This window comes from Pseudomonas sp. 2822-17, assembly GCF_002742485.1.
GTDB lineage: Bacteria > Pseudomonadota > Gammaproteobacteria > Pseudomonadales > Pseudomonadaceae > Aquipseudomonas > Aquipseudomonas cyclaminis.
Genome location: NZ_LJRZ01000350.1, coordinates 113,089 through 137,282, shown reverse-complemented (window position 1 = coordinate 137,282; position 24,194 = coordinate 113,089). Strand labels below are relative to the sequence as shown.

Below are 24,194 nucleotides of genomic sequence, written 5' to 3'. Positions count from 1 at the left end.
GCTCAGCGCGCCCGTGCCAGATCACGTAAGAACTGCAAGGCGTCGGTCGCCAGCGGTTGATACTGATTGAGAATGTCGGCCAGGCCGACCCAGAAAATCCCCATGCCCAATACCAGGGTCAACGGGAAACCAATCGAAAAGATGTTCAACTGCGGCGCCGCACGGGTCATCACGCCAAACGCGATGTTGACCACCAGCAACGCAGTGATCGCCGGCAGCACCAGCAACAGCGACGCGCCCAGCACCCAACCGAGGCGCCCGACCGTTTCCCAGAAGTGATTGACGACCAATCCGGACCCCACCGGCAAGGTGGTGAAGCTTTCGGTCAGCACCTCGAACGCCACCAGGTGCCCGTTCATGGCCAGGAACAGCAAGGTCACCAGCATCGTCAGGAATTGCCCGATCACCGCCGCCGACACGCCGTTGGTGGGGTCGACCATGGAAGCGAAGCCCATGCCCATCTGGATCGAGATGATTTGCCCGGCAATCACAAACGCCTGGAAGAACAGTTGCAGGGAGAAGCCCAGCATGGCGCCGATCAGGACTTGTTCGGCGATCAGCATCAGGGCACTCAGGTCCAGGGCGTTCACCGGCGGCATGGGCGGCAAGCCCGGCACCAGCACCACCGTGATCGCCACGGCGAAATACAGGCGCACCCGGCGCGGCACCAGGGTCGTGCCGAACACCGGCATGGCCATCAACATGGCCGTCACGCGGAACAACGGCAGGATGAACGAAGCCACCCAGGTGCTGATCTGGGTGTCGGTCAATGCCAGCAGGGAGTTCACCCGATCAGCCGATCAAGTGCGGAATACTGCCGTACAGCTGCAGGATGTATTCCATAAAGGTTTGCACCAGCCACGGGCCGGCGACGATCAGGGTGACCAGCATCACCAGCAAGCGCGGCAGGAAGCTCAGGGTCTGTTCGTTGATCTGCGTGGCGGCCTGGAACATCGCCACCAGCAGGCCCACCAACAGGCTCGGCACCACCAGCACGGCGACCATGACGGTGGTCAGCCACAGCGCTTCACGGAACAGGTCGACGGCAACTTCTGGAGTCATCGACCTATACCCCGCCGAAGCTGCCGGCCAGGGTGCCGATAATCAGCGCCCAGCCGTCCACCAGCACAAACAGCATGATCTTGAACGGCAACGAGATGATCAGCGGCGACAGCATCATCATACCCATGGCCATCAGCACGCTCGCCACCACCAGGTCGATGATCAGGAACGGGATAAAGATCATGAAGCCGATCTGGAACGCAGTCTTCAACTCAGACGTCACGAAGGCCGGCACCAGGATCGTCAGCGGCGCCTGATCCGGCGTGGCGATGTCAGTGCGCTTGGACAGGCGCATGAACAGCTCCAGGTCGCTGGAGCGGGTCTGCGACAGCATGAAATCCTTGATCGGCACCTGGGCCCGGTCAATCGCCACCTGAGCGGTAATGGTTTCCGCCAGATAGGGCTGCAGGGCTTGCTGGTTCACCTTGTCGAACACCGGCGCCATGATGAACATGGTCAGGAATAACGCCATGCCGGTGAGAATCTGGTTCGACGGCGTCTGCTGCAAGCCAAGGGCCTGACGCAGGATCGAGAACACGATGATGATCCGTGTGAAGCTGGTCATCAGCATCACAAACGCCGGGATAAAGCTCAGCGCGGTCATGATCAGCAGGATCTGCAGGCTGACCGAATATTCCTGGGCCCCGGACGCGTTGGTACCCAGCGTGATCGCCGGGATCGACAACGGGTCGGCGGCCATCGCCAACGGCGCAGCCAGCAACAGCATGAGCGTCAATAAAACGCGCATTACTTCGTATCCTTCTGATCCTTGCCCAGCAATTCCATCAGGCGCTGAGCAAATTCGGGCGTGGCGGGCTTGGACTGGTCCACGTTCACCGGGGTCTTGAGCACATGCAGCGGGGTGATGCGGCCAGGGGTCAGGCCCAACAGGATCTGTTCTTCACCCACTTGCACCAGCACCAGCCGATCACGCGGGCCGAGGGCGCGGGAGCCGATCATCTCGATCACCTGCGCGTTGCCCGGACCGACCTGCTGCACGCGGCGCAACAGCCAGGCCAGCACAAAGATCAGGCCCACCACCAGCAACAGCCCCAGCACCAGCTGGGTCAACTGGCCACCGAGGCCGCTGCCGACCGGCGCCGCAGCGACGGCCGCCTGAGCCACCGGTTCTGCCGCCCAGGCGCTCAATGGCAGCGCGACCCCGAGTCCCACCATCAGCCGCTTCATATCAGCGCAACTTCTTGATGCGTTCGCTCGGGCTGATCACGTCCGTCAGGCGGATGCCGAACTTCTCGTTGACCACCACCACTTCACCGTGGGCAATCAGGGTGCCGTTGACCAGCACGTCCAATGGCTCACCGGCCAGGCGATCCAACTCGATCACCGAGCCCTGGTTGAGCTGCAGCAGGTTGCGGATATTGATGTCGGTGCTGCCCACTTCCATGGAAATCGACACCGGGATGTCGAGGATCACGTCCAGGTTCGGCCCATCAAGGGTCACCGGGTCGTTGTTCTTCGGCACGCTGCCGAATTCTTCCATTTGCATGCGGTTTCCTGCGGGTGCAGTGGCGGCATCGGCGGCCAGCAAGGCGTCGATGTCGTCCTGGCCCACATCGCCGGTTTCTTCCAGGGCCGCAGCCCATTCGTCAGCCAGGGCCTGGTCTTCGGCGGAAGTGTTTTCGTGTTCGGTAGCCATTGCATGTCCTCGGCGAAGCAAAAATGAGTGTTGATCAGCGACGATTGATCGGCTCGACCACTTGAAGAGCCAGGTTGCCCTTGTGGGAACCCAGCTTGACCTTGAACGACGGCACGCCGTTGGCGCGCATGATCATTTCTTCCGGCAACTCGACGGGGATGATGTCCCCCGGCTGCATGTGCAAAATATCCCGCAAGCGCAGTTGGCGACGGGCCACGGTGGCGCTCAAGGGCACGTCGACGTCCAGCAGGTCTTCGCGCAGAGCCTTGACCCAACGTTCGTCCTGGTCGTCCAGGTCGGACTGGAAACCGGCGTCGAGCATCTCGCGCACCGGCTCGATCATCGAGTACGGCATGGTCACGTGCAGGTCGCCGCCGCCGCCATCGAGTTCGATGTGGAACGTGGACACCACAATGGCCTCGCTCGGCCCGACGATGTTGGCCATGGCCGGGTTTACTTCCGAGTTGATGTACTCGAAATTGACTTCCATGATGGCCTGCCAGGCTTCCTTCAAGTCGATGAAGGCCTGCTCCAGCACCATGCGTACGACACGCAACTCGGTGGGGGTGAATTCGCGGCCTTCGATCTTGGCGTGACGGCCGTCACCGCCGAAGAAGTTGTCCACCAGCTTGAACACCAGTTTGGCGTCGAGGATGAACAGCGCGGTGCCGCGCAACGGCTTGATCTTGACCAGGTTGAGGCTGGTCGGCACGTACAGCGAGTGCACGTACTCGCCGAACTTCATCACCTGCACGCCGCCCACCGCCACGTCCGCCGAGCGGCGCAGCATGTTGAACATGCTGATCCGGGTGTAACGGGCGAAACGTTCGTTGATCATCTCCAGCGTCGGCATGCGTCCACGGACGATGCGATCCTGGCTGGTCAGGTCATAACTTTTGACGCTGCCGGGCTCGGCAGCCATTTCGGTCTGTACCAGACCATCGTCGACGCCATGCAACAGCGCGTCGATTTCATCCTGGGACAGCAGGTCTTGCACGGCCATGTCGTGATCCTACTGCAATACGAAGTTAGTGAAGAGCGCCTGCTCGACCACGACTTTGCCGAGCTCTTTCTGGGCCACTTCCTGCACGCTGGCAGTGACCTTCTGGCGCAGCATTTCCTGGCCCACCGGGGTGGCCAGGGTGTCGAAGCTCTGCCCGGAGAACAGCATCACCAGGTTGTTGCGGATCACCGGCATATGCACTTTGAGGGATTCGAGGTCGCCTTTGTCTCGCGCCAGCAAGGTGATGCTCACCTGGAGGTAGCGCTGACGACCGTTCTGATTGAAGTTGGCGACAAAGGCCGGAAGCATCGGCTCGAAGATTGCCGGTTGCTTGACGTTACTGGCGGTTTCAGCGGCGGGTGCCGGTTTGCTTGCACTGCTGTGCATGATGTACCAGGTGCCGCCCACGGAGGCGCCGATGGCCAGGAGCAGGCCCACGACTATCATCAGGATAAGCTTGAGCTTGCCTTTGCCTGCGGGTGCTTTTGCTGCGTCTTCGCTCTTCGCCATGCCAATAATCCGTCACTATTCGGGGATTCATAGATCTACGGAAAGGCAAGAGCAAGTGTTATGCCAGAGTTGTCCGGGCAAGCGGGGATGAAGGGCACCACAAAACAAATGTGGGAGGGGGCTTGCCCCCGATGAGGTGTTTCAGTTCATACATCAGTTGACTGACACACCGCTATCGGGGGCAAGCACCCTCCCACATTTTGACCCATGCCAGGCTCAGGTCAGGCGTAGTAATCGACGGCGCTGGAGCCGACCACCGTAGACGTCACGGGCGCAACCGCTTCAGCCACATCAAGGTGGCTGCCGCTGTCACCGCTGTCGCCACCGCGCCCAGCGCGACTCACGCCACCGGTCTGGGCCTGCTGTTGCTGCTGCTCCTGACCACGGGACTGGTCGGACACATTGACGTCCACCTGCCCCATGCCCTGTTGCGCAAACATCTCCCGCAGGCGGCCCGACTGGCTTTCCAGCGCCTCACGCACCACCGGATGAGCACTCATGAAATTGACCTGGGCCTGCTGATCGGCGGTCATGTTGACCTTGATATCCAGGCGACCGAGTTCAGCCGGCTGCAACTGGATCTCCGCCGACTTGAGGTTGGCGCTGGACAGGTACATCACCCGATTGACGATCTCGTCAGTCCAGCCGCTCTGGTGCATGGCCAGTGGCGCATTCGTCGTCGGCGGCAAGGCGTTGGCCGTTCTCGGCGTGGCCGCCTGGGTCAGCGCCGCCAAGCGATTGGCGAAGTCATCGACACGGGTGTCGCTGCTGGCGTTTTTCAGATCCTTGAGGCCGCCTTCGATCAAGCCGCTGAAGGCCTTGTCGCCGCCTTGGTCAGTGCTGTCTTTGGTGGCTTGCTCGTCGACCATCGTGGCCAGCCCGGCGGCAAAGTTCTGCGCGGCGGTTGGCTGGTCCTGGGTGGTCGTCGGCGCAGTCTTGGCCTGCGCCTGGCTGCTGGCCGACACATGCCCGCCCTGCTCCATCGCCAGGCGCAGGGTCGGCAAGGCATCCAGGGGATCGGCCTCGGGGTCGAACACCGGCTTGGCTTCTTCGCTCGCCGCAATTGGCGCTGCGCTCACGGGCTGAGCCTTGGTGTCGGCTGCGTCAGCGACAGGGGCCGGGACTGCCACCGGAACGGGCACGGCCACCGGGGTGACAGCGGCAATCAACGCCGGGTCGACAACCGGATCAACGGCGGGCTGTTGCACCACCAGCGTCGGGTCAGCCGGCGCCTCCTCATCCGCGCTGGCGCTGTCGTCGGACGCGACTGGCGGCTTGGCAGGCAAGGTATTGCCGCTATCGGCAACGGCGGGCGTACTGGCGGCAGGCTTGTCGCTGCCGGTCGCCGGTTTGGCGGCGGCATCGGCAGGCTTGTCCCGCGCTGGTTTGACCGAGTTGTCGTCGGCCTTGACCGGGGCTTTCGTGCCTTGGTTGGCGAACACTTGAGCGAAGCCAGGGCCCTTGTCCCGTGGGTCCGCGGCCGTGACCAGTGCATTAGCGGCAGGCGCTTGCGGCTTGGCCGCAGGAGCAGCCTGAAGAAGCGAATTAGGGGCGACTGGCATAAGTAAAGGTCTCCACTGCATGGGGATCGGGGATGCAGTATCAGGAGATATAGCAAGAGTTGGGCCAGGTTTGCGGGATGCGCTGTGCAACGGGTGCATAGCCGGTGCCTGGCCAATGGCACGCTCGATCAAACCCCGGCAAACCGCTCCCGCTCATGCTCATACAACGGCCGAACCAACTCAAACTCCCGATCAATCTGATCCACCAAGCCCCCCAGGTCCGAAGCAGCCTCAACAGACTCAGCCTCCAGCAACTGACACAACTGCGCCAAACGCACCGCCCCAAGGTTGCCACTGCTGCCCTTGAAACTGTGCGCAATCTGCCCCAGCGCCTTGGCATCATCCCGCGCCTGGCGCAGCGCCTCGACGCGTTTGCGGGAGTCGTCCAGAAAGGTTTCAAGCAGCTTGGGATAGTCGCCTTCCATCACCTCCTGCAAACCCGACAACACATCCGGGTCCATATGAATCTCTGCCACTTGCTCGCTCCCTGATCAAGAATCGGCGGATTATGCCAGAGCCCCCCAGCAAAACTCCACGCAGACACTGCGCCCACCGTCGGACCAGCGTACCTCGCTACTCAGCTGGCGCACCAGGCTCAGGCCCCGACCAGACAGACGGTCCACGTCCAGCGGCCGCGCCAGTACCCGTTCCACGTCGAAGCCCGGCCCGCTGTCTTCCAGGCGCAGGGTCATTTTGCCGCCCATCGGGGTGGGTACCACTTGCACATGTACCCGCACGTAACCGCTGTTCAACTGCGCCAGACGCTCGTTGCGCTGGCGATAATATTCGGCGAAACCCTGGGCATCGCACTTGAGCCGCGAGTCCAGCCCGAGCACGCCGTGCTCCAGGGCATTGGAATACAACTCGGCCATCACGCTGTAGAGCGCCCCGCTCTGCTCGCGCAGGCCGTGGATTTCCAGCAGCAGTTGCAGCAGATAAGGCAAAGGGTTGTAGCGCTTGAGGGTCTCGGCACGGAATTCGAAGCTGACCGACCAATCCAGCGGGCACGATTGGCCACTGTCGGCATACAACGGGCCGGTGGCACGCAGTGACTGGCCGGCCCGCAGGGTGATTTCCACCATGCTCACGTCATCCCGCGCCTCACCGCGAAACGCCGCCAGGGCCTCTTCGATATCCTCGAACAGGCGATTAGGCTCGCGATTGGCCGCGAAGACCTGCTGCAAACGCTCGGCACCGAACAGTTGATCGTGGGCATCGGCGGTATCCAGCACGCCGTCGGACAGCAAAAACACCCGGTCGCCCAAGGCCATGGGCCACACCTCGGTGCGGTCATCAAAGGCTTGCGCCGACAGCACCCCCAACGGCAAATGCCGCGATTGCAGCGGCGTGCGCTTGCCGCTGGCGACGTCATGCACATAACCGTCGGGCATACCGCCGTTCCACACCTCCAGCGCACGCCGCTCGGTGCTCAGGCACAACAGCGTGGCGCAGCAGAACATGTCCACCGGCAGGATGCGCTTGAGCTTGGCATTCATCTCCCGCAGGATCTGAGACAGGCCATACCCCTTGGCGGTCATGCCGTAGAACACTTCCGCCAGGGGCATGGCGCCCACTGCCGCCGGCAGGCCGTGGCCAGTGAAATCGCCGAGCAGCACGTGCATGTCGCCCGACGGCGTGTAGGCCGCCAGCAGCAGGTCGCCATTGAACAGCGCATAGGGCGATTGCAGGTAGCGGATGTTCGGGGCGGCGTTGATGCAGCCGGAGTGGGCGACCTTGTCGAACACCGCCTTGGCCACCCGCTGCTCATGCAGCAGATAGTCATGGTGCCTGGCGATCAGGTCACGCTGTTGCAACACCGTGGCTTGCAGGCGGCGCAGGCGGTCCATCGCGTTGATCTTGGCCGCCAGGATCAGTTGGTTATAGGGCTTGGGCAGGAAGTCATCACCGCCGGCATCCAGGCAATCGGCCAGGGCGGCGCTATCGCGCAGGGAGGTGAGGAAGATGATGGGGACCAATTCCTCCCCCGCCAGTTGCTTGATCCACCGCGCGGCGCCGTAGCCATCCATCACCGGCATCAAGGCATCCATCAGCACCAGTTGCGGACGCTCGCGGGCAAAGAGCTCGACAGCTTCTTCGCCGTTGGTGGCGGTAAGCACCTGATGCCCCTGGCGCCGCACAATGGTCGACAGCAGCAGAAGATCGGTCGCATTGTCATCGGCGATCAAGATCGTCAGCGGCTCAACCGCAGGGGCCAGGGCGCTCAATTGATGTCGAACAGCTTGTCGAAGTTGGAGATGGCGAGGATCTTGCGCACGTCGGAGTTGCTGTTGATCACCTCGACTTGCGCATCGTCCCCACCCGCGTGATCGCGCAGCAGCAGGAGCATGCCCAGGGCCGAACTGTCCATATACGTGGTGTCTTTCAGGTCGACCACATAGGACTTAGGCACCTTGTAGAAACGCTCGTAGGACTCACGAAAGTCATGATGACTGCCGAAATCAAACCGGCCCTTGATTGCAATCGTCAACTTCTTCCCATCCAGGGATACTTCTGACTCGACTGACATACGACGGCTTCCTTGTCATTGGCGATATGCACAAGGTGTAGCAGGTGATGGGGCTGTGGGCAACTTCTCGCCAAGATCAATACACATCTTTACGCGGCATGCGCTGGGACAACTCATCCAGCAGCTTCTGCTCGCGCTTGTCTTCGAGGGCCCGCGCCTCATCGATATAGCGCTGCACCAGCTTGCGCAAGCCTTCGACTCGCGCAAACGCTTCCTGCCAACTTTCGCGGGCTTTATCGAGGTTGTTCTGGTGCCAGGCCAGGCTCTGGCGCTGTTGGCCGACGGCGGTTTCCAGTTGATTGAGAAAGCCCTGGTAGCCCATCAGCCATTGGCCCGAAACGCCCTTGGTGCCGCGCTCGATCCATTGTTGCTGGTACTCGCCGCGAAAGCGCTCCAGGTCGCCCAGCTTGCTTTCCGCCAGGCGAACCTGGCCCTGGAAATAACCCAGGCGCTGCACGGCGGTTTTTTCGGCCTTTTCGGCCATGTCCACCACCGGGGCCAGGCGCGCGGCGCGGCTGTTGGCCATGGCTTAGCCGCCTGGCGCAGGCGCGAAGATGGAGTGCAGATGGGCTTCGCTTTCGCCCATGCTGATCTTGTCGTTGAGGCCCTGGCGCAGGTAGGTGACCAACTGCGGTTGCAGGGCGATCGCCAGGTCGGTATCGCGATCGCCACCGGCCACGTAGGCGCCGACGCTGATCAGGTCGCGGCTCTGTTGATAGCGCGACCACAACTGCTTGAACTGTTGCGCACGGACCATATGCTCCGGCGTGACCACCGCCGGCATGACCCGGCTGATGGACGCTTCGATATCGATGGCCGGGTAATGCCCTTCTTCGGCCAAGCGGCGCGACAGCACAATGTGACCGTCGAGCACGCCCCGCGCCGAGTCGGCGATGGGGTCCTGCTGGTCATCGCCTTCGGACAATACGGTGTAGAACGCGGTGATCGAGCCGCCACCGGCCTCGGCGTTACCGGCGCGCTCCACCAGCTTGGGCAGCTTGGCAAACACGGACGGCGGATAACCCTTGGTCGCCGGCGGTTCACCGATGGCCAGGGCGATTTCCCGCTGGGCCTGGGCGAAACGTGTGAGCGAGTCCATCAGCAACAGGACGTTCTTGCCCTTGTCACGAAAATATTCGGCGATGCGCGTGCAGTACATCGCGGCGCGCAAACGCATCAGCGGCGCATCGTCGGCTGGAGAGGCGACAACGACGGAGCGCTTGAGGCCTTCTTCACCGAGGCTGTGCTCGATGAACTCCTTCACCTCGCGGCCCCGTTCGCCGATCAGCCCCACCACGATGATGTCGGCCTCGGTAAAGCGCGTCATCATGCCCAGCAACACCGATTTACCCACACCGGTACCGGCGAACAGGCCCAGACGCTGGCCGCGGCCGACCGTCAATAATCCGTTGATGCTGCGAATGCCCACGTCCAGCGGCACGCTGATGGGGTTGCGGTTGAGCGGGTTGATGGTGGGGCCGTCCATCGGCACCCAGTCTTCGGCTTTCATGCCGCCCTTGCCGTCCAGTGCGCGACCGGCGCCATCCAGCACGCGGCCAAGCATGCTCATGCCCATGGGCAGGCGACCCGTATCGGCCAGCGGCACCACGCGGGCACCGGGGGCGATGCCCGCCAGGCTACCCACGGGCATCAGGAAAATCTTGCTGCCGGAAAAACCCATCACTTCCGCTTCGACCTGCACCGGGTGGTAGCTGTCGTCGTTGATCACCATGCAGCGGCTGCCCATGGCAGCGCGCAGGCCCTCGGCTTCGAGGGTCAGGCCGACCATACGTAACAAGCGCCCTTCGAGGATGGGCTGGCCGGGCAGTTCAGTGGCTTCGACGTAGCCGCTCAGGCGCTTGGCGAAGCTGGTGCGATCAAGGCGCATCGGTAGCGTCCAGGTCCACGCTGAGGTCAGGTTCGGCGGGGTTCAATACCTGCTCGTGAACTTGATCCAGCAACTTGGCCATGATCTGGCTGATGCGGGTTTCCACCGTGGCATCGATGCGGCTGTGTTCGGTCTCGACCCGGCAACCACCGGGCTGCAGCGCTGCGTCTTCGACGATGCGCCAGGTTTCTTCATGGCGCTCGCGCAGGGCTTTGACCTGCTCGAAATCCTGCGGATTGATGTACAGCCGTACATTGCCGACACCCAGGGGCAGCAGCTTGAGGGCTTCGCGCATCACGCTTTCGATATGGCTGGAATCGAGCACCAGTTCGCGCTGGATCACCTGGCGGGCAATGTGTTCCACCAGGCCGACCATGGATTTTTCGATCTGCGAATCCTGCTCGGCGATGGGGTCGAACAACACGCCCATCAAGCGCTCCAGGCTGGCCAGCTGGACGCTCAGCGCCGCTTCGGCCTCTTGGCGCACCTTGAGGGTGGTGCTGCGAAAACCGTCTTTTTCACCGGCCGCGAAGCCTTCGTTGTAAGCCTCCTGGCGGATGCTTTCCAACTCTTCCAGGGTCAGTGGCTGGACTTCTTCCAGCGGCACTTCTTCCATTTCCACCGGCAGCTCTTCAACCGGTTCCGGCTCAGGCTCCGGCACGTGCGGATCGAAACTGGGCAACGACCAGATGTCGAACCCACCGACATCCCGTGCGCGAATCAGATCGCTGGGCGCCTCATCTTTGTTCGACATCAGGGGCGCCTTAGATCATTTCTTCGCCGCCCTTCCCGCCGAGAACGATTTCTCCGGCTTCGGCCATACGGCGGGCAATGGTGAGGATTTCTTTTTGCGCGGTTTCCACGTCGCTGACGCGCACCGGGCCCTTGGCTTCCAGGTCGTCGCGCAACAGTTCCGAAGCACGCTTGGACATGTTCTTGAAGATCTTCTCCTTGACGCCTTCGTCCGAGCCTTTGAGAGCCAGCACCAGCACGTCGGAGGAGACTTCGCGCAGCAGCGCCTGGATGCCACGGTCGTCGACATCGGAGAGGTTGTTGAAGACGAACATGAGGTCTTCGATCTGGCCGGACAGGGTGTCGTCGATCTCGCGGATCGAGTCCATCAACTGGCCTTCGACCGAGCTGTCGAGGAAGTTCATGATGTCCGCCGCGCGCTTGATGCCACCCAAGGTGGTCCGTGCGGCGTTGGAGTTGCCGGAGAACTGTTTCTCCAGAATGGTGTTCAATTCTTTCAGGGCCGCTGGCTGCACGGTGTTCAGCGACGACACCCGCAGGATGATGTCCAGGCGCACTTTATGGTCAAAGTGGCCGAGCACTTCACCGGCCTGGTCCGGGTCGAGGTACGCGACGACGATGGCCTGGATCTGCGGGTGCTCGAAGCGGATCACGTCGGCGACCGCACGCGGTTCCATCCACTTGAGGCTGTCCAGACCGCTGGTATTGCCGCCCAACAGGATGCGGTCGATCAGGCCGTTGGCTTTGTCTTCGCCCAGGGCCGAGGTGAGCATCTTGCGGATGTAGCTGTCGGAGCCGACGCCCAGGCTGGTCTGGTCGCCGACGATCTCGACGAACTCGCTCATCACCTGTTCGACTTGCTCACGGTGCACATTGCGCATTTGCGCCATGGCCACGCCCACTCGCTGAACCTCTTTGGGGCCCATGTGGCGCAGCACTTGGGCGGCGTCGGTTTCACCGAGGGACAGCAGCAGGACTGCGGCTTTGTCGACCTTGGTGAGCTTGGCAACAGCGGCTCGATTATCACTCATCTGCGTTGATCCACTCTTTCACGACCTGGGCCACACGGCCCGGGTCTTCTGCCACCAGACTTTTGATTGCGTTCAACTGTGCGTCGTAGCCTTCGCTCGGGCTTGGCAACAGGATGCTTTGCGGGCCGCCGAGGCTGACGCGGTCGTTGGCCAGTTCGCCGTCCAGGCCGCCCATGCCACCCAACTCGACGTCACTGCCACCAAACGCCGCCAGTTGTTTGTTCTTGCCGTTGCCGGTGATGTTGTTGAGCACCGGACGCAGCACGCCGAACACCAGCACCAGGATGAACAACACACCCAGCACTTGCTTGACGATGTCCCAGAACCACGGCTGGGTGTAGAACGCCGCTTCGGCGATGACTTCACCACGCTCGGCGGAGAACGGCATGTTGATCACGCTGACGCTGTCACCACGGCTGGCGTCAAAACCGACGGCGTCCTGCACCAGGCGGGTGAAGCGCGCCAATTCGTCGGCGCTCCACGGCGCACGGGTAACGGCGCCATCCGCCGCATTGACCTTGACCTGATCATCGACCACCACCGACACCGACAGGCGATTGACGCGACCCTGTTGTTGCTTGGTGTGGCTGATGGAACGGTCGAGTTCGAAGTTCTTGGTGGACTGGTTACGCTTGTCCGCCGGGTACGGTGCGAGCATCGGCTGGCCGGTGGCCGGGTCCATGATCTGCTGGCCGTTGGCGTCCAGCAATGGCTGGCCAGGCTGGATCGCAGCAGCGGCAGCAGCAGCGCCACCGGTGGTTTGCGGGGCCGAGGCCGGGGCCGGTGGCTGGTTGCTCAGGGCACCCGGCACGCCTTGCGGCGGGCCATTGGCGGCGGTGCGTTGTTCGCTGGTGGACTGCTCGCTGCGCAAGGCCGGCTGGTCCGGGTTGAATTGCTCGGAGGTCGACTCGACCGCGCTGAAGTCCACGTCGGCGGACACTTCAGCCTTGTAGCGGTCGTTGCCCAGCACCGGTTGCAGGATGTTGTGCACACGCTGGGTCAGCATGCTTTCCATGCGGCGGCTGTAGTCGAACTGCTTGCCGGCCTGGGTCAGCGCGGAATTTTCCGCCATATCCGACAGCAGGTTGCCCTTCTGGTCGACCACGGTGATCTGGGATTTGCTCAGCTCAGGCACGCTGGTCGCCACCAGGTTGACGATCGCCAGCACTTGGCCTGGCTCCAGGGAACGGCCGGAGAACAGCTCGACCAATACCGAAGCACTTGGCTTGCGTTCATCACGCACAAACACCGAGCTTTTCGGAATGGCCAGGTGCACACGGGCGCCCTTGACGTTATTGAGGCTGGAGATGGTGCGGGCCAGCTCGCCTTCGAGGCCACGACGGTAACGCGTCGCTTCCATGAACTGGCTGGTCCCGAGGCCCTGGTCCTTGTCGAGGATTTCAAAACCGATATTGCTGTCGGACGGCGTTACGCCAGCGGCGGCGAGCTTCATGCGCGCACGGGCCACGTCATCGGCCTTGACCAGCAGCGCGCCGGAATTGGGCTCCACGGTGTAGGCGATGTCGGCGGCGGCGAGGGTTTCCATGATCTGCTTGGAATCCATGCCCGCCAGGCTGCCGTACAACGGACGGTAATCGGGTTGTTGCGACCACAACACCACGGCAAAACCAATTGCCACGCTCGCAGCCAGGCCGACCATCAGGCCCACCTGACGCAGCATGGTCATTTCCGAGAGGTTTTCCAGGAACGACAGGCCAAACAGCGGCGGCTTGCCATCTGCCTTGGCGGGTACGTTGTCGGAGACTGCTTCTGCCATGACTTAAATCTCGCCCTTAAACCGGCATCTGCATGATGTCTTGATAGGCCTGAACCAGCTTGTTACGCACTTGGGTCAGAGCCTGGAAGGAGACGCTGGCCTTTTGCGAGGCGACCATCACATCGGTGAGGTCCACGCCGCTTTTGCCGATCTCAAATGCATTGGCCAACTGGCTGGAGGCTTGCTGGGTGTCACTGACTTTGTTGATGGCCTGGCCGAGCATGTCGGCGAAGCTGCTTTGGCCCAATTGCGGCGCTGGCGCGACGGATTTCGGTTGAGCCATGGCATCCATTTGCATGGAGCGCATATCCAACATCAATCGATTGAACTCAATACCCTGGCTCATGAACTTCTCTCTCCAACCCGCAAATTTTTGACACTACGCAGCGATTACTAGGGGAGGTAGCAACAAGGGTGCCAGCTCTGTATCAAGTCGTAAGAAAAGGCGACAAACCTTGTCGACCTTGTTACCGGTCAGGTGGCGAACAGATACGCTTCCACGTCCATCCCGGCGTCACGCATTTGCGCCAGCTTGTAGCGCAGGGTGCGCGGGCTGATGCCCAGGCGCTCGGCGGCCTCTTTGCGGCGGCCGCGCTCGGCGCGCAGGGTGTCGATGATCATCTGGAATTCGCGGCGACGCAGGTCGTCGCCCAGGGCACCGCCGGGCTCCGCCTCGGCAACAACGGGCGCAGGCGCCAAGGCAGGCAATGGCGCCGCACCACTGCCCATGGACAGGCAGAAATCCTGGGGCTGGATCAAACCGCCCTGCTGCAGAATCAGCGCGCGCTGGATGGCGTTGTCCAGTTCCCGCACGTTGCCCGGCCAGGGATAGCTGATCAGGCAGGCTTGCGCCTCGGCCGACAGTCGCGCCTGGGCGTGCTTCATTTTTTTGACGTGGTTGTTCAGCAGCCGCTCGGCCAGCGGGACGATGTCCGCTGGGCGCTCACGCAGCGGGCGCCAGGCCAGGGGAAATACCGAAAGCCGGTAGAACAGATCTTCACGAAAGCGCCCCGCCGCCACTTCGCCGGCGAGGTCACGGTTGGTGGTGGCGACCACACGGATGTCCAGCTGGATCGGCTTGCGTGCGCCCACGCGCTCCACTTCGCGCTCTTGCAGCACGCGCAGCAGCTTGGCTTGCAGGCCCAGCGGCATTTCCGAGATTTCGTCCAGCAGGATGGTGCCGCCGTCGGCCTGTTCGAATTTGCCCGCCTGGGCCGCGATGGCGCCGGTGAACGAGCCCTTTTCATGGCCGAACAAGGTGGCTTCCAGCATGTTGTCGGGGATCGCCGCGCAGTTGATGGCGATGAACGGTTGTTTGGCGCGAGTGGATTGTTGGTGGATATAACGCGCCAGCACTTCCTTGCCGGTGCCGGACTCGCCGGAAATCAGCACCGTGGAATCACTGCGCGCCACGCGGGCCGCCAGCTCCAGCAATTGCGCACTGGCCGGCTCGAAGGCAATCGGGCCCTCGCCTTCGCTGGCGGGGATCACGCCCAGGGCGTGCCGCGCGACCAGTTCGATCAGCGCCTTGGGTTCGAAGGGCTTGACCAGGTAGTCCGCCGCGCCCTGGCGCATGGCGTCCACCGCGCGCTCCACGGCGCCATGGGCAGTCATCAGCAACACCGGCAGTTGCGGTTGGCGCGCACGCAGCAGGGCCAGCAATTGGTGGCCGTCCATGCCTGGCATGTTCACGTCACTAACCACCAGGCTGAAGGTTTCCTGCTCCACCGCCTCCAAGGCCTCCTCGGCAGAACCGACCGCCCGGTAGTCATGGCCCGCCAACAGCAGCGTGTCAGCCAATGCTTCACGCAGGGCGCGATCGTCTTCCACCAACAGAACCTTGATAGCCATTACTTTTTACTCCGCGCCTGCCGCGCATGAAAACAGCGGCAGGCTTATCAGTGCACAGGTGCCACGCCCCAGTCGGGAATGCAGTTGCAATTCTCCCTGATGGGCACGGGCCACGGCCTTGACCACGGTCAGGCCGAGGCCGGTTCCGTTGGTCTTGGTAGTGAAGAAGGGTTCGCCCAGGCGCTTGAGCACCACAGGGTCGATGCCGGCGCCGCTGTCGCTGATGCACAGGCGCAAGGTTTGCTCGCGGCTATACAGGTGGACCTTGAGCCGGGCACCCGGGCCGCTGGCCTGGATAGCGTTTTCGATCAGGTTGAGCAGCGCGCCCACCAGGGTGTCTCGATTGCACAGCAGCTCGCCGAGGTGGCTGTCGCACTGCCAGCGCACCTGAGTGTCTTGAATATGGGTGCTCGCAGCCGCTTGCAGAGCCTGCATCAGGTGGGCGGGTGTCACGCGGTCGGTCAGCGGCAATTCGCCGCGGGCAAACACCAGCATGTCGCGCACCTGGTGCTCCAGTTCGTGCAGACGCTCCTTGAGACGGCCGGCAAACCGCTGCTGGGTGGCGACAGGCAATTGCTCATCAGTCAAATGACTGGCGTAGATCAACGCCGCCGACAGCGGCGTGCGGATCTGATGCGCCAAAGAAGCGACCATCCGCCCTAATGATGACAAGCGCTCGTGGCGCGCCAATTGGTCTTGCAAGTGACGGGTTTCGGTCAAGTCATTAAGCAACACCAATTGCCCCGGCTCCGCGTCCAGGGAACGGGTGGCGATGGACAGGCGGCGCCCGTCCTTGAGGGAGATTTCGTGACCGTCATCTTCACGCGGCGCGAAGCAACGGGTGATGACATGGCGCCACAACTCGCCTTCCAGCGGCAGGCCGAGCATGTCGCAGGCCGCAGGGTTGGCCTCGCGCACGCGGCCCTGGTCATCGATGACAATCACCCCACCGGGCAGCAGCGACAGCAGGTTTTGCAGACGGTTGGCCAGGCGCTCTTTCTCGGCCAACTCCTGCATGCGCTGGGCGCTCACCACTTCCAACTCGCCTTTAAGCTCCGAGACGCGGGCTTCGAGCAGGCTGTAGGAGTCAGTCAATTGGCTCGACATCTGGTTGAACAGCGAAAAAGCCTGTTCGAGACCCTGACGGCTTTGCTGCTCCACAGAGGGAATAAGCCCCGGGATAGAGGGGCTGGAAGATTGCTGGGCGGCGTGGGGCATCATGCTCTCTCGCTGGCTGACCGTCAGTTAAACGGAACGTTGCGAGGGCTGTAGCAATACTTGTGCCGAAAAAAAACCGCTGATAAATCAGCGGTCTCTGGAATCAGGCGTCAATCATCCGCCTGTTCATCGCCTTCCCGACGACTCATGCCGTACTTGCGCATCTTCTCCACCAGGGTGGTTCGGCGGATGCGCAAGCGCTCGGCGGCGCGGGCGACGATGCCGTTGGCGTCGTCCAGGGCCTGTTGGATCAAGCCTTGTTCCAGGTTGCCGAGGTAGTCCTTGAGGTCCAGGCCTTCGGGCGGCAGCATGGCGGTTGAACCAAAGTCCGGCGTGTGGCCGTTGATGGCGACACGCTCTTCCATGTCGCTGCGCAGGCTGTCGACCATCTGCTCGTCTTCATCATCGACGTAGCGGAATTTCTTCGGCAACTCGATCACGCCGATCACACCGTACGGGTGCATGATCGCCATGCGCTCCACCAGGTTGGCCAGCTCGCGCACGTTGCCCGGCCAGCCGTGGCGACACAGGGACATGATGGCGGCAGAGTTGAAGCGAATCGAACCGCGCTTTTCGTGTTCCATGCGCGAGATCAGTTCGTTCATCAGCAGCGGGATGTCTTCCACGCGCTCACGCAGCGGGGCCATCTCGATTGGGAAGACGTTGAGGCGGTAGTAGAGGTCTTCGCGGAAGCTGCCCACCTCAATCATGCTTTCAAGGTTCTTGTGGGTAGCGGCAATGATGCGCACGTCGACGCTCTGGGTCTTGTTGCTGCCCACGCGCTCGAAAGTGCGCTCCTGCAACACGCGCAGCAGCTTGACCTGCATCGGCAGCGGCATGTCGCCGATTTCGTCGAGGAACAGGGTGCCGCCGTTGGCCAGCTCGAAACGCCCGGCACGGCTGGTGATCGCCCCGGTAAAGGCGCCCTTCTCATGGCCGAACAGTTCACTTTCAAGCAGCTCTGCCGGGATCGCCCCGCAGTTGACCGGCACGAATGGCCCGTCGCGGCGCTTGGAGTGGTAGTGCAGGTTGCGTGCGACCACTTCCTTGCCGGTGCCCGACTCGCCGAGGATCAGCACACTGGCGTCGGTATCGGCCACTTGCTGCATCATCTGGCGCACGTGCTGGATGGCGCGGCTGGTGCCGACGAGGCTGCGGAACAGGTTGGGTTCGCGGTGGCGACCGCGCTCGCGGGCCTGGTCGTACATCTCGCGATAGACCTGGGCACGGTGCAGGGAATCCAGCAATTTGCTGTAGCTGGGGGGCATTTCCAGGCTGGAAAGTACGCGGCGGCGTTGGTCTTCCGGCAGCTCGACAGAAGAAATATCACCAATCAGCAACACGGGAAGGAACTCATCCCAAGTAGACAGTGTCTTTAACAAGCCCAAAACAGCGCCTGGAGCGTTTACCGTCCCGATCAGCACACAAATGACTTCACGGCTCGATGACAACGAGCTGACCGCCTGCTGCCAGTCATGGCTACCGCAGGGCAGATTTTCTTCGCCAAGAAAATTCAAAATCACCGCCAGGTCGCGGCGGCGGACGCTATCGTCATCGATCAGCAGAATTTTGGTTTCACGCCACATGCAATAGCAACTTCCCTAGTAAAACTTCCTGCCCCGAGATTGAGGGCAATCGAGGCGCCTGTAAGACTTCTTACCCTACTAGACGTCTGAAATCTGAAAACAGCACTAGTTAAGTCAAAAATGCGAGCACAGTCAAATATATGACGCGCCGTTCGGATTAACTGAGCCATTCAGCCGAACAGATGGTAAACCTTTGACGCATTTTTAGCTTGGTTGATCTGCGACATCTCTTCAAAAATAGCCTGCCTTTCGCCCGTCGTCACCTGCAGCAATTGCTGGTAGACCGCCAACAGGCTCTCAAGCTTCTCACGCAACGCATCTTCGTCTACCGGCGCCTCACTGAGCACCTGCTCGATCACGTCGCGACAGCCCATATCCAGCTCGCCGATGGCGTCCCAGTTACGGTCCGCCAGCGCGCCCATCAGCGCCTCACGGGTTTCATCAATGCGTTGCAGTGCGTGGCTCATGACGTGTTCCTCAAGGCACCCAGGCCTTATTCTGCGGTGGCCTGTGGGGCGCCAATCGCATCCCAGCCTTCTTTAACGGTAATCATCAAACGAGCCACTTCGTCGATCATGTCGACGTCGTTATGCAGGTTGGCTTCCATCAGACGGTTGGTCATGTAGGCGTACAGACTCTCCAGCTGTTGGACGTAAGCCGGGTTATCACTCTTTTCCGCGTCCAGGCCGTCGCGCAGGCCGATCACGATGTCGATGGCCTTGCCGAGCATCAGGCCCTTCTGGGCGATGTCGCCACGCGCCAGCGCGCCCTTGGCCTGGGCCATACGGTCGAGCCCGCCTTCCATCAGCATTTGCACCAGGCGATGCGGGCTGGCTTCGGAGATCTGAGCATGGGAATTGACCTTCTGGTATTGGCGAAGGGCTCTCATGGGATTCATGTTTCTACCTCGTGACAGGCGACAGCGAAAAGGATTCTAGTAACCAATATGTCGACGGGTTCGCAAAAAGCTTTAGCCCCGTCGTCCCGCGATAAAAAAAGGCCAGGCAGAGTGCCTGGCCTTTTTTTGGTCAGCAGGGGATCAAGTATTGGTCTTTGGATTGTTCAAGGCGTTGAGCGTGGTCATAACGCTGGTGCTTTGCTGGCGCAATTGGGCGACCAGGGTGTCCATGGCGTTGTATTTGTCGGAGAGGCTCTTGGTCAGCAGGTCCATGCGTTCATTCAAGCTGTCTTGCTGCTTTGAGAGATCTTTCAGACTATCGGACAGTGAGGTGGAACGCGTCGCCAGAATCCCCGTTGAAGACTTGGCGAAATCATCAGTCGCACTCTTCATGCGCGCCAGCATGCCATCCGGGCCGCTAAACATGCTGTTGATATCGGCGGCATTGGTCTTGACCGCTGTATCCCATTTTTTGTCATCGATCGTCAGTAAGCCAGTGGTCGAGTTAGTGCTGACACCAAACTGGGCCAGGGACTTGAGCGTACCGGTACCCGACAACTCGTTGAACGCGTTACGAATAGCGGTTTGAAGGGAGCGCATGGTCGAATCACCCGTCAGCGTTGCTGGCGTGGTGGAGCCATCCAGGTTCTTGGTGACCTTGGTTTCGGCATTCATCGCGCTGATCAGGGCGTTATAGGTGTCAACGAAACCTTTGACCCCAGACTTAAGCGCCGTGTTGTTGGTACTGACGGTGATCAAGGTGGCGTTTTTGTCGCCAGAAGTACCGGTCTTATAGGTCGAGGCAGCGACCAACTTGATGTTCACTCCACTGAGTGCACCTTCAATATTGTTGCTCTTGGAGACCGCGGCAATCCCATCAATGCTGTATTTCGCATCTTGAGGTACATCAACCACGGTAGCCCCCACATCCAGACCGGAGGTGCCCGACAACGTAAGGTCCGAGCCGGTGCCCATGTTGGTCGACGTGAGGATCAATCGAGACCCGTTGGAGTCAGTCAAAATGTTTGCACTCAATCCCGACGTCGAAAACTGAGTGTTGATCGAATCGCGCACCTGTTGCAGGGTCGCCCCCGCTGGAACGCTGACATCAAATGCCTTGCTGGACTGAGTAATAGTCAGCGTCGTCGGCTTATTCGTAGCATTGACAACCGTCGAAGTGCCGCCGGGAAAGTTTTTGCTCGACAACTTGGAAGCCTGCGCCAACTGATCGACGATCAGCCGAAAACTACCGTTGGAAGCGGTGTTGCTGGCCGTCATGGTCGCTGTCTTTTCATCCGAAGACGTACCGGTCAAACCAGTAAAACTGCTGTCCTTGGCCATGGAGTCGAGACCGCCCCGGAAGGCATCCAGCGCCGCCTGAATCTTGCCGATCGAAGACAGCGTGGTGGTCGCCTTCTGGGACGCGGTATTGATCTGCGTCTGCTTGGGCACCTTTTCGGCGTCCACCAAGGACTTCACGATCGCTTGCGTATCGATGTTCGAACCGATACCACTTACCGTTGAACCCGCCATCATCTATCTCCTGTTCGGTGGCTGCCGTTATCTTGACTTATTACGCTTCAAGACCAGACAGCAACAAGTTTCATGCCAGCTCAGACCTTGTCGTCAAACAACAAGTTGCTTGCGCTGCTGAGGTTCTGTGCCAGCTTCAAGGCTGTTTCCGACGGAATCTGGCGAATCACTTCACCATTGTCGGTATTGATGACCTTGACCACCACGCGGTGGGTGGAGTCATCAATGGAAAAGTCCAGGCTACGTTGAGTGGCCTGAACGAAATCACGAATATCGGTTACTGCTTTTTCCAGGTCGGCGCGTGCGGGCTCTTGGCTGATCGCGGGCGTTGCCTGGACATTCTTGACACTGTTGTCAGTCACTACCTTGGCAGGTGCGCTTTGAGGTGCAACCGGCGGATAAGACTGGTTCAGCTTTACACTCATGTCCATGTCCAATCTCCTCTAAACCGAAAAAACGGAAGGGCACGTAGACGCGCCCTTCCGTTAGTTACCAAGCGCTGGGATTACTGAAGCAGCTTCAGTACAGCGGATGGCAGCTGGTTAGCCTGCGACAGGATCGCGGTGGAAGCCGACTGCAGGGTTTGTTGCTTGGTCAGTTCGGCGGTTTCGGAAGCGAAGTCGACGTCCTGAACGGTGGAACGTGCAGCGGTGGAGTTCTTCTGAATGTTCTGCAGGTTGTCTGCAGTGGTAGTCAGACGGTTCTGGGTAGCACCCAGGCCCGAACGAACGCTGTCGATGGTGCCGATGGCCTTGTCGATCACGGCCAGGGCGTTTTGTGCCTTGGTGGTGTCGGTCACGTCGGTGTCAGCGATGGTTTTCTTAACCGAGGAGGCAGTTTCAAGTGCGCCGGCTGCGAACAGACCGTCTACACCGTCGCCGTTCAGAGCGTAGCTCTTGGCGGAGTCAAGGGATACTTGACCGGTAACGATGGTGCCTACAGCGATGGCAACGCCAGCAGCTGCATATGCGCCGGCACCGTCTTTAGGGTTGACAGTGATGGCTGCGATCGCGCCAGCATCGGCAGTCACGAAAGTCAGGTTTTCACCGGAGTCGGATTTAACCGACAGAGTGCTCTTGGATTCGTCGAAGTTAACGCTGATGCCCAGTTTAGCAGCGTTGGATTTCAGCTGGTCAGCCAGATCCTGAGTGCTGCTTACGCCGACGAAACTAACGGTTTGCGTACCGATCTTCAGGTCGAAGTTAGCTGGAGTAGTTGCAGCAGCGGCGGCAACGCCGAACTGTACTTCAGTGCTTGCAGTAGCGGTCAGGCCACCGACAGCGCCATTCATGTTGCTGGCGATGGTTTTAGCGGAGTCACCAGCAGCTACAGCGACTGCAGCAGTCTGGCCGTTACCGGTAACGTTGATAGTACCTGCGGCAACACCGGTGGTGCTTGGTACGATCGCGGTGCTTTTGATCTGCTGCGAACCGATTTTGTCGGCTGCAACGTTTTCCAGGCTCAGGTTGATGGTTTCGTTAGCGTTGGCGCCAACCTGAATGGCCTTGGTACCGTACGAACCGTCCAGCAGCTTCTGGCCACCGAAAGTAGTGGTTTGCGAGATACGGGTCAGTTCCGAAGTCAGAGCCTGGTATTCGTCGTTGTTCGACTTACGGTCGTCAGCGCTGAGGGAGCCAGTAGCGGAAGACAGAGCCAGGGTACGCATTTTTTGCAGGATGTCGGTCGAAGCCTGCATCGCGCCTTCAGCGGTCTGAGCGATGGAGATACCGTCGTTCACGTTTTTTACTGCTTGGCCCAGGCCGTTGATTTGGCTGGTCAGGCGGTTAGCGATCTGCAGGCCGGCAGCGTCGTCTTTAGCGCTGTTGATACGCAGGCCGGAAGACAGGCGCTGCATGGAAGTGGCCAGGGCGCCGCCAGCTTTGTTCAGGTTGCCCTGAGTAGTGATCGAAGCAATGTTGGTGTTTACTGTTAAAGCCATGACGAAATCCTCGTTGGATGGATACTGCGGCTTCCGGCCCTGGCAACCGCCGGGTGTGGCCTGAGAACCTACGTAATAGTTATCGTCGTGGTGGGCAGTTGCTTGAGGATTTTTTTGATTTTTTTTACTGGCGCCGTGCCACCCCTTGCAATTCAAGGGTTTACGCAGACGCAACCCCCCTATTTCATTGGTGTTTCTGGCGCCAAATAAAAAACGCCGATGATCTCTCGATCATCGGCGTTTTTTTATAGGCCCTGCCAAAGGGTCACGGGCGATACAAAATCGCCGAACCCCACGACAGGCCCACACCAAAACCGCTGATGGCCACGCGCTTCCAGGTGGCGTCCATCACATGCTTTTCCAGCAGCAGTGGAATGCTCGACGACACGGTGTTACCGGTCTCGACCATGTCCTTGATGAACTTCTCCACGGGTGCATCTTCAAAGCGGCGCGCCACGGCGTCGACAATCGCTGCACTGCCCTGGTGGATGCAGAACGCGTCGATCTCATCGGCCTTGAGGTCCGACTCGTTGAGCAGCTCATGCAGATGCGCGGGCACCTTGAGCAAAGCGAAGTTGAACACCTGGCGGCCGTTCATGAAGAACACGCCATCGCTGACCTTCAAGTGCGGCGCGCCGGAACCGTCGGTGCCGAACTTGGACTTGCCCAGCAACCACGGCGCGTCTTCGCCCATCCAGGTGGCGGTGGCGGCATCGCCGAACAGCATGGTGGTGTTGCGGTCTTCCGGGTCGACGATCTTCGAATAGGGGTCGGCGGTGATGAGCAGGCCGTTTTTCAGGCCGGTGGCTTCCATGAAGCCCTTCATCGCGTAGATGCCGTAGACGTAGCCGGAGCAGCCCAGGGAAATATCAAAGGCCGCCACATGCGTCGGCAGGCCCAGCTTGTCCTGGACGATGGCGGCGGTGTGGGGCAAACCCTCTTCATCACCGTTCTGGGTGACGACAATCAGCGCGTCAATCGATTCGCGCTTCAGGTCCGGGTTGTTGGCAAACAAAGCGTTGACCGCCTCGACACACAGATCGGAAGTTTCCTGGGCGGCTTCCTTGCGCGGCAGGAACGCCGAACCGATCTTGCCAATGATGAATTCTTCATCCTTGGCGAATTTGGCACCCTGGGCGTAGTTATCGATCCCGTCTGCCGGCACGTAACTGGCGATGCTTTTTATGCCAATCATTGTGGCTTCCCAATACTAAATAGCTGGAGAACACCCCGAGGACTGCGCCCGGAGTGCTGACAATAAAGGGGATAACCCCATAACAATCTCGCTGAAAGCCGCCCCGCAAGGACCCTGTGACGACTTATCCTTTTCACACGATACAGTGAAGATGCGCTTTATGACTCACAGGTCACTCAATTTTGTGTGCTTTATGCAAAACGT

The 24,194-nt window shown here is 60.7% G+C and carries 26 protein-coding genes; all 26 read right to left on the bottom strand.

Features of this window, described 5'->3' with window-relative positions:
• Nucleotides 1-2 precede the first annotated feature (2 nt).
• Nucleotides 3-788, bottom strand: coding sequence for a flagellar biosynthetic protein FliR (gene fliR, locus AOA60_RS09075; protein WP_099584133.1), 786 nt, complete (start codon nt 786-788; stop codon nt 3-5).
• Between the two features lie 4 nt (nt 789-792).
• Nucleotides 793-1,062, bottom strand: coding sequence for a flagellar biosynthesis protein FliQ (gene fliQ / locus AOA60_RS09070; RefSeq protein WP_099584132.1), 270 nt, complete (start codon nt 1,060-1,062; stop codon nt 793-795).
• 4 nt (nt 1,063-1,066) lie between these two features.
• Nucleotides 1,067-1,810 (bottom strand): flagellar type III secretion system pore protein FliP, encoded by a 744-nt coding sequence (gene fliP, locus AOA60_RS09065; RefSeq protein WP_099584131.1) that lies wholly within the window; start codon nt 1,808-1,810, stop codon nt 1,067-1,069.
• Entirely contained in the window at nt 1,810-2,250 is a 441-nt protein-coding gene (gene fliO, locus AOA60_RS09060; RefSeq protein ID WP_099584130.1) for a flagellar biosynthetic protein FliO, read from the bottom strand. The genes fliP and fliO overlap by 1 nt, the downstream gene beginning before the upstream one ends.
• A 1-nt stretch (nt 2,251) precedes the next feature.
• Nucleotides 2,252-2,719: a flagellar motor switch protein FliN gene (gene fliN / locus AOA60_RS09055; protein WP_099584129.1), complete on the bottom strand. Its 468-nt coding sequence runs from the start codon at nt 2,717-2,719 to the stop codon at nt 2,252-2,254.
• 34 nt (nt 2,720-2,753) lie between these two features.
• A complete protein-coding gene (gene fliM / locus AOA60_RS09050; protein WP_010208755.1) occupies nt 2,754-3,722 on the bottom strand; it encodes a flagellar motor switch protein FliM in 969 nt (322 codons plus the stop codon).
• A 9-nt stretch (nt 3,723-3,731) separates the two neighbouring features.
• On the bottom strand, nt 3,732-4,232 hold the full coding sequence (fliL, locus tag AOA60_RS09045) for a flagellar basal body-associated protein FliL (protein ID WP_099584128.1): 501 nt from the start codon (nt 4,230-4,232) through the stop codon (nt 3,732-3,734).
• 221 nt (nt 4,233-4,453) lie between these two features.
• The gene (locus AOA60_RS09040; protein WP_099584127.1) at nt 4,454-5,794 is read right to left on the bottom strand and encodes a flagellar hook-length control protein FliK; all 1,341 of its coding nucleotides are present in this window, start codon (nt 5,792-5,794) and stop codon (nt 4,454-4,456) included.
• Between the two features lie 128 nt (nt 5,795-5,922).
• Nucleotides 5,923-6,270: an Hpt domain-containing protein gene (locus AOA60_RS09035; RefSeq protein ID WP_099584126.1), complete on the bottom strand. Its 348-nt coding sequence runs from the start codon at nt 6,268-6,270 to the stop codon at nt 5,923-5,925.
• A gap of 30 nt (nt 6,271-6,300) precedes the next feature.
• Entirely contained in the window at nt 6,301-8,019 is a 1,719-nt protein-coding gene (locus tag AOA60_RS09030) for a fused response regulator/phosphatase (RefSeq protein WP_099584125.1), read from the bottom strand.
• The gene (locus AOA60_RS09025; RefSeq protein ID WP_099584124.1) at nt 8,016-8,321 is read right to left on the bottom strand and encodes an STAS domain-containing protein; all 306 of its coding nucleotides are present in this window, start codon (nt 8,319-8,321) and stop codon (nt 8,016-8,018) included. Before AOA60_RS09025 ends, AOA60_RS09030 begins: the two co-directional genes overlap by 4 nt.
• A gap of 76 nt (nt 8,322-8,397) precedes the next feature.
• Nucleotides 8,398-8,847 (bottom strand): flagellar export protein FliJ, encoded by a 450-nt coding sequence (fliJ, locus tag AOA60_RS09020; RefSeq protein ID WP_099584123.1) that lies wholly within the window; start codon nt 8,845-8,847, stop codon nt 8,398-8,400.
• Nucleotides 8,848-8,850: 3 nt separating this feature from the next.
• Nucleotides 8,851-10,209 (bottom strand): flagellar protein export ATPase FliI, encoded by a 1,359-nt coding sequence (gene fliI / locus AOA60_RS09015; RefSeq protein ID WP_099584122.1) that lies wholly within the window; start codon nt 10,207-10,209, stop codon nt 8,851-8,853.
• Nucleotides 10,199-10,963: a flagellar assembly protein FliH gene (fliH, locus tag AOA60_RS09010; RefSeq protein ID WP_099584121.1), complete on the bottom strand. Its 765-nt coding sequence runs from the start codon at nt 10,961-10,963 to the stop codon at nt 10,199-10,201. Before fliH ends, fliI begins: the two co-directional genes overlap by 11 nt.
• A 10-nt stretch (nt 10,964-10,973) precedes the next feature.
• A complete protein-coding gene (gene fliG, locus AOA60_RS09005) occupies nt 10,974-11,993 on the bottom strand; it encodes a flagellar motor switch protein FliG (protein ID WP_017735208.1) in 1,020 nt (339 codons plus the stop codon).
• On the bottom strand, nt 11,986-13,770 hold the full coding sequence (gene fliF, locus AOA60_RS09000) for a flagellar basal-body MS-ring/collar protein FliF (RefSeq protein ID WP_099584120.1): 1,785 nt from the start codon (nt 13,768-13,770) through the stop codon (nt 11,986-11,988). Before fliF ends, fliG begins: the two co-directional genes overlap by 8 nt.
• Before the next feature lie 16 nt (nt 13,771-13,786).
• Nucleotides 13,787-14,116 (bottom strand): flagellar hook-basal body complex protein FliE, encoded by a 330-nt coding sequence (gene fliE / locus AOA60_RS08995; protein ID WP_099584119.1) that lies wholly within the window; start codon nt 14,114-14,116, stop codon nt 13,787-13,789.
• Between the two features lie 128 nt (nt 14,117-14,244).
• Nucleotides 14,245-15,621: a sigma-54 dependent transcriptional regulator gene (locus AOA60_RS08990; protein WP_099584118.1), complete on the bottom strand. Its 1,377-nt coding sequence runs from the start codon at nt 15,619-15,621 to the stop codon at nt 14,245-14,247.
• Between the two features lie 6 nt (nt 15,622-15,627).
• A complete protein-coding gene (locus tag AOA60_RS08985) occupies nt 15,628-16,839 on the bottom strand; it encodes a PAS domain-containing sensor histidine kinase (protein ID WP_099584117.1) in 1,212 nt (403 codons plus the stop codon).
• Between the two features lie 110 nt (nt 16,840-16,949).
• Nucleotides 16,950-18,425 (bottom strand): sigma-54 dependent transcriptional regulator, encoded by a 1,476-nt coding sequence (locus tag AOA60_RS08980; RefSeq protein WP_099584116.1) that lies wholly within the window; start codon nt 18,423-18,425, stop codon nt 16,950-16,952.
• A 170-nt stretch (nt 18,426-18,595) separates the two neighbouring features.
• The gene (gene fliT, locus AOA60_RS08975; RefSeq protein ID WP_099584115.1) at nt 18,596-18,892 is read right to left on the bottom strand and encodes a flagellar protein FliT; all 297 of its coding nucleotides are present in this window, start codon (nt 18,890-18,892) and stop codon (nt 18,596-18,598) included.
• A gap of 26 nt (nt 18,893-18,918) precedes the next feature.
• Nucleotides 18,919-19,323: a flagellar export chaperone FliS gene (fliS, locus tag AOA60_RS08970; protein ID WP_099584114.1), complete on the bottom strand. Its 405-nt coding sequence runs from the start codon at nt 19,321-19,323 to the stop codon at nt 18,919-18,921.
• 141 nt (nt 19,324-19,464) lie between these two features.
• Entirely contained in the window at nt 19,465-20,856 is a 1,392-nt protein-coding gene (gene fliD / locus AOA60_RS08965; protein WP_099584113.1) for a flagellar filament capping protein FliD, read from the bottom strand.
• A gap of 80 nt (nt 20,857-20,936) precedes the next feature.
• The gene (locus AOA60_RS08960) at nt 20,937-21,287 is read right to left on the bottom strand and encodes a flagellar protein FlaG (protein WP_099584112.1); all 351 of its coding nucleotides are present in this window, start codon (nt 21,285-21,287) and stop codon (nt 20,937-20,939) included.
• 74 nt (nt 21,288-21,361) lie between these two features.
• On the bottom strand, nt 21,362-22,795 hold the full coding sequence (locus tag AOA60_RS08955; protein WP_099584111.1) for a flagellin: 1,434 nt from the start codon (nt 22,793-22,795) through the stop codon (nt 21,362-21,364).
• A 265-nt stretch (nt 22,796-23,060) separates the two neighbouring features.
• Nucleotides 23,061-23,990, bottom strand: coding sequence for a ketoacyl-ACP synthase III (locus AOA60_RS08950; RefSeq protein WP_099584110.1), 930 nt, complete (start codon nt 23,988-23,990; stop codon nt 23,061-23,063).
• Between the last annotated feature and the right edge of the window lie 204 nt (nt 23,991-24,194).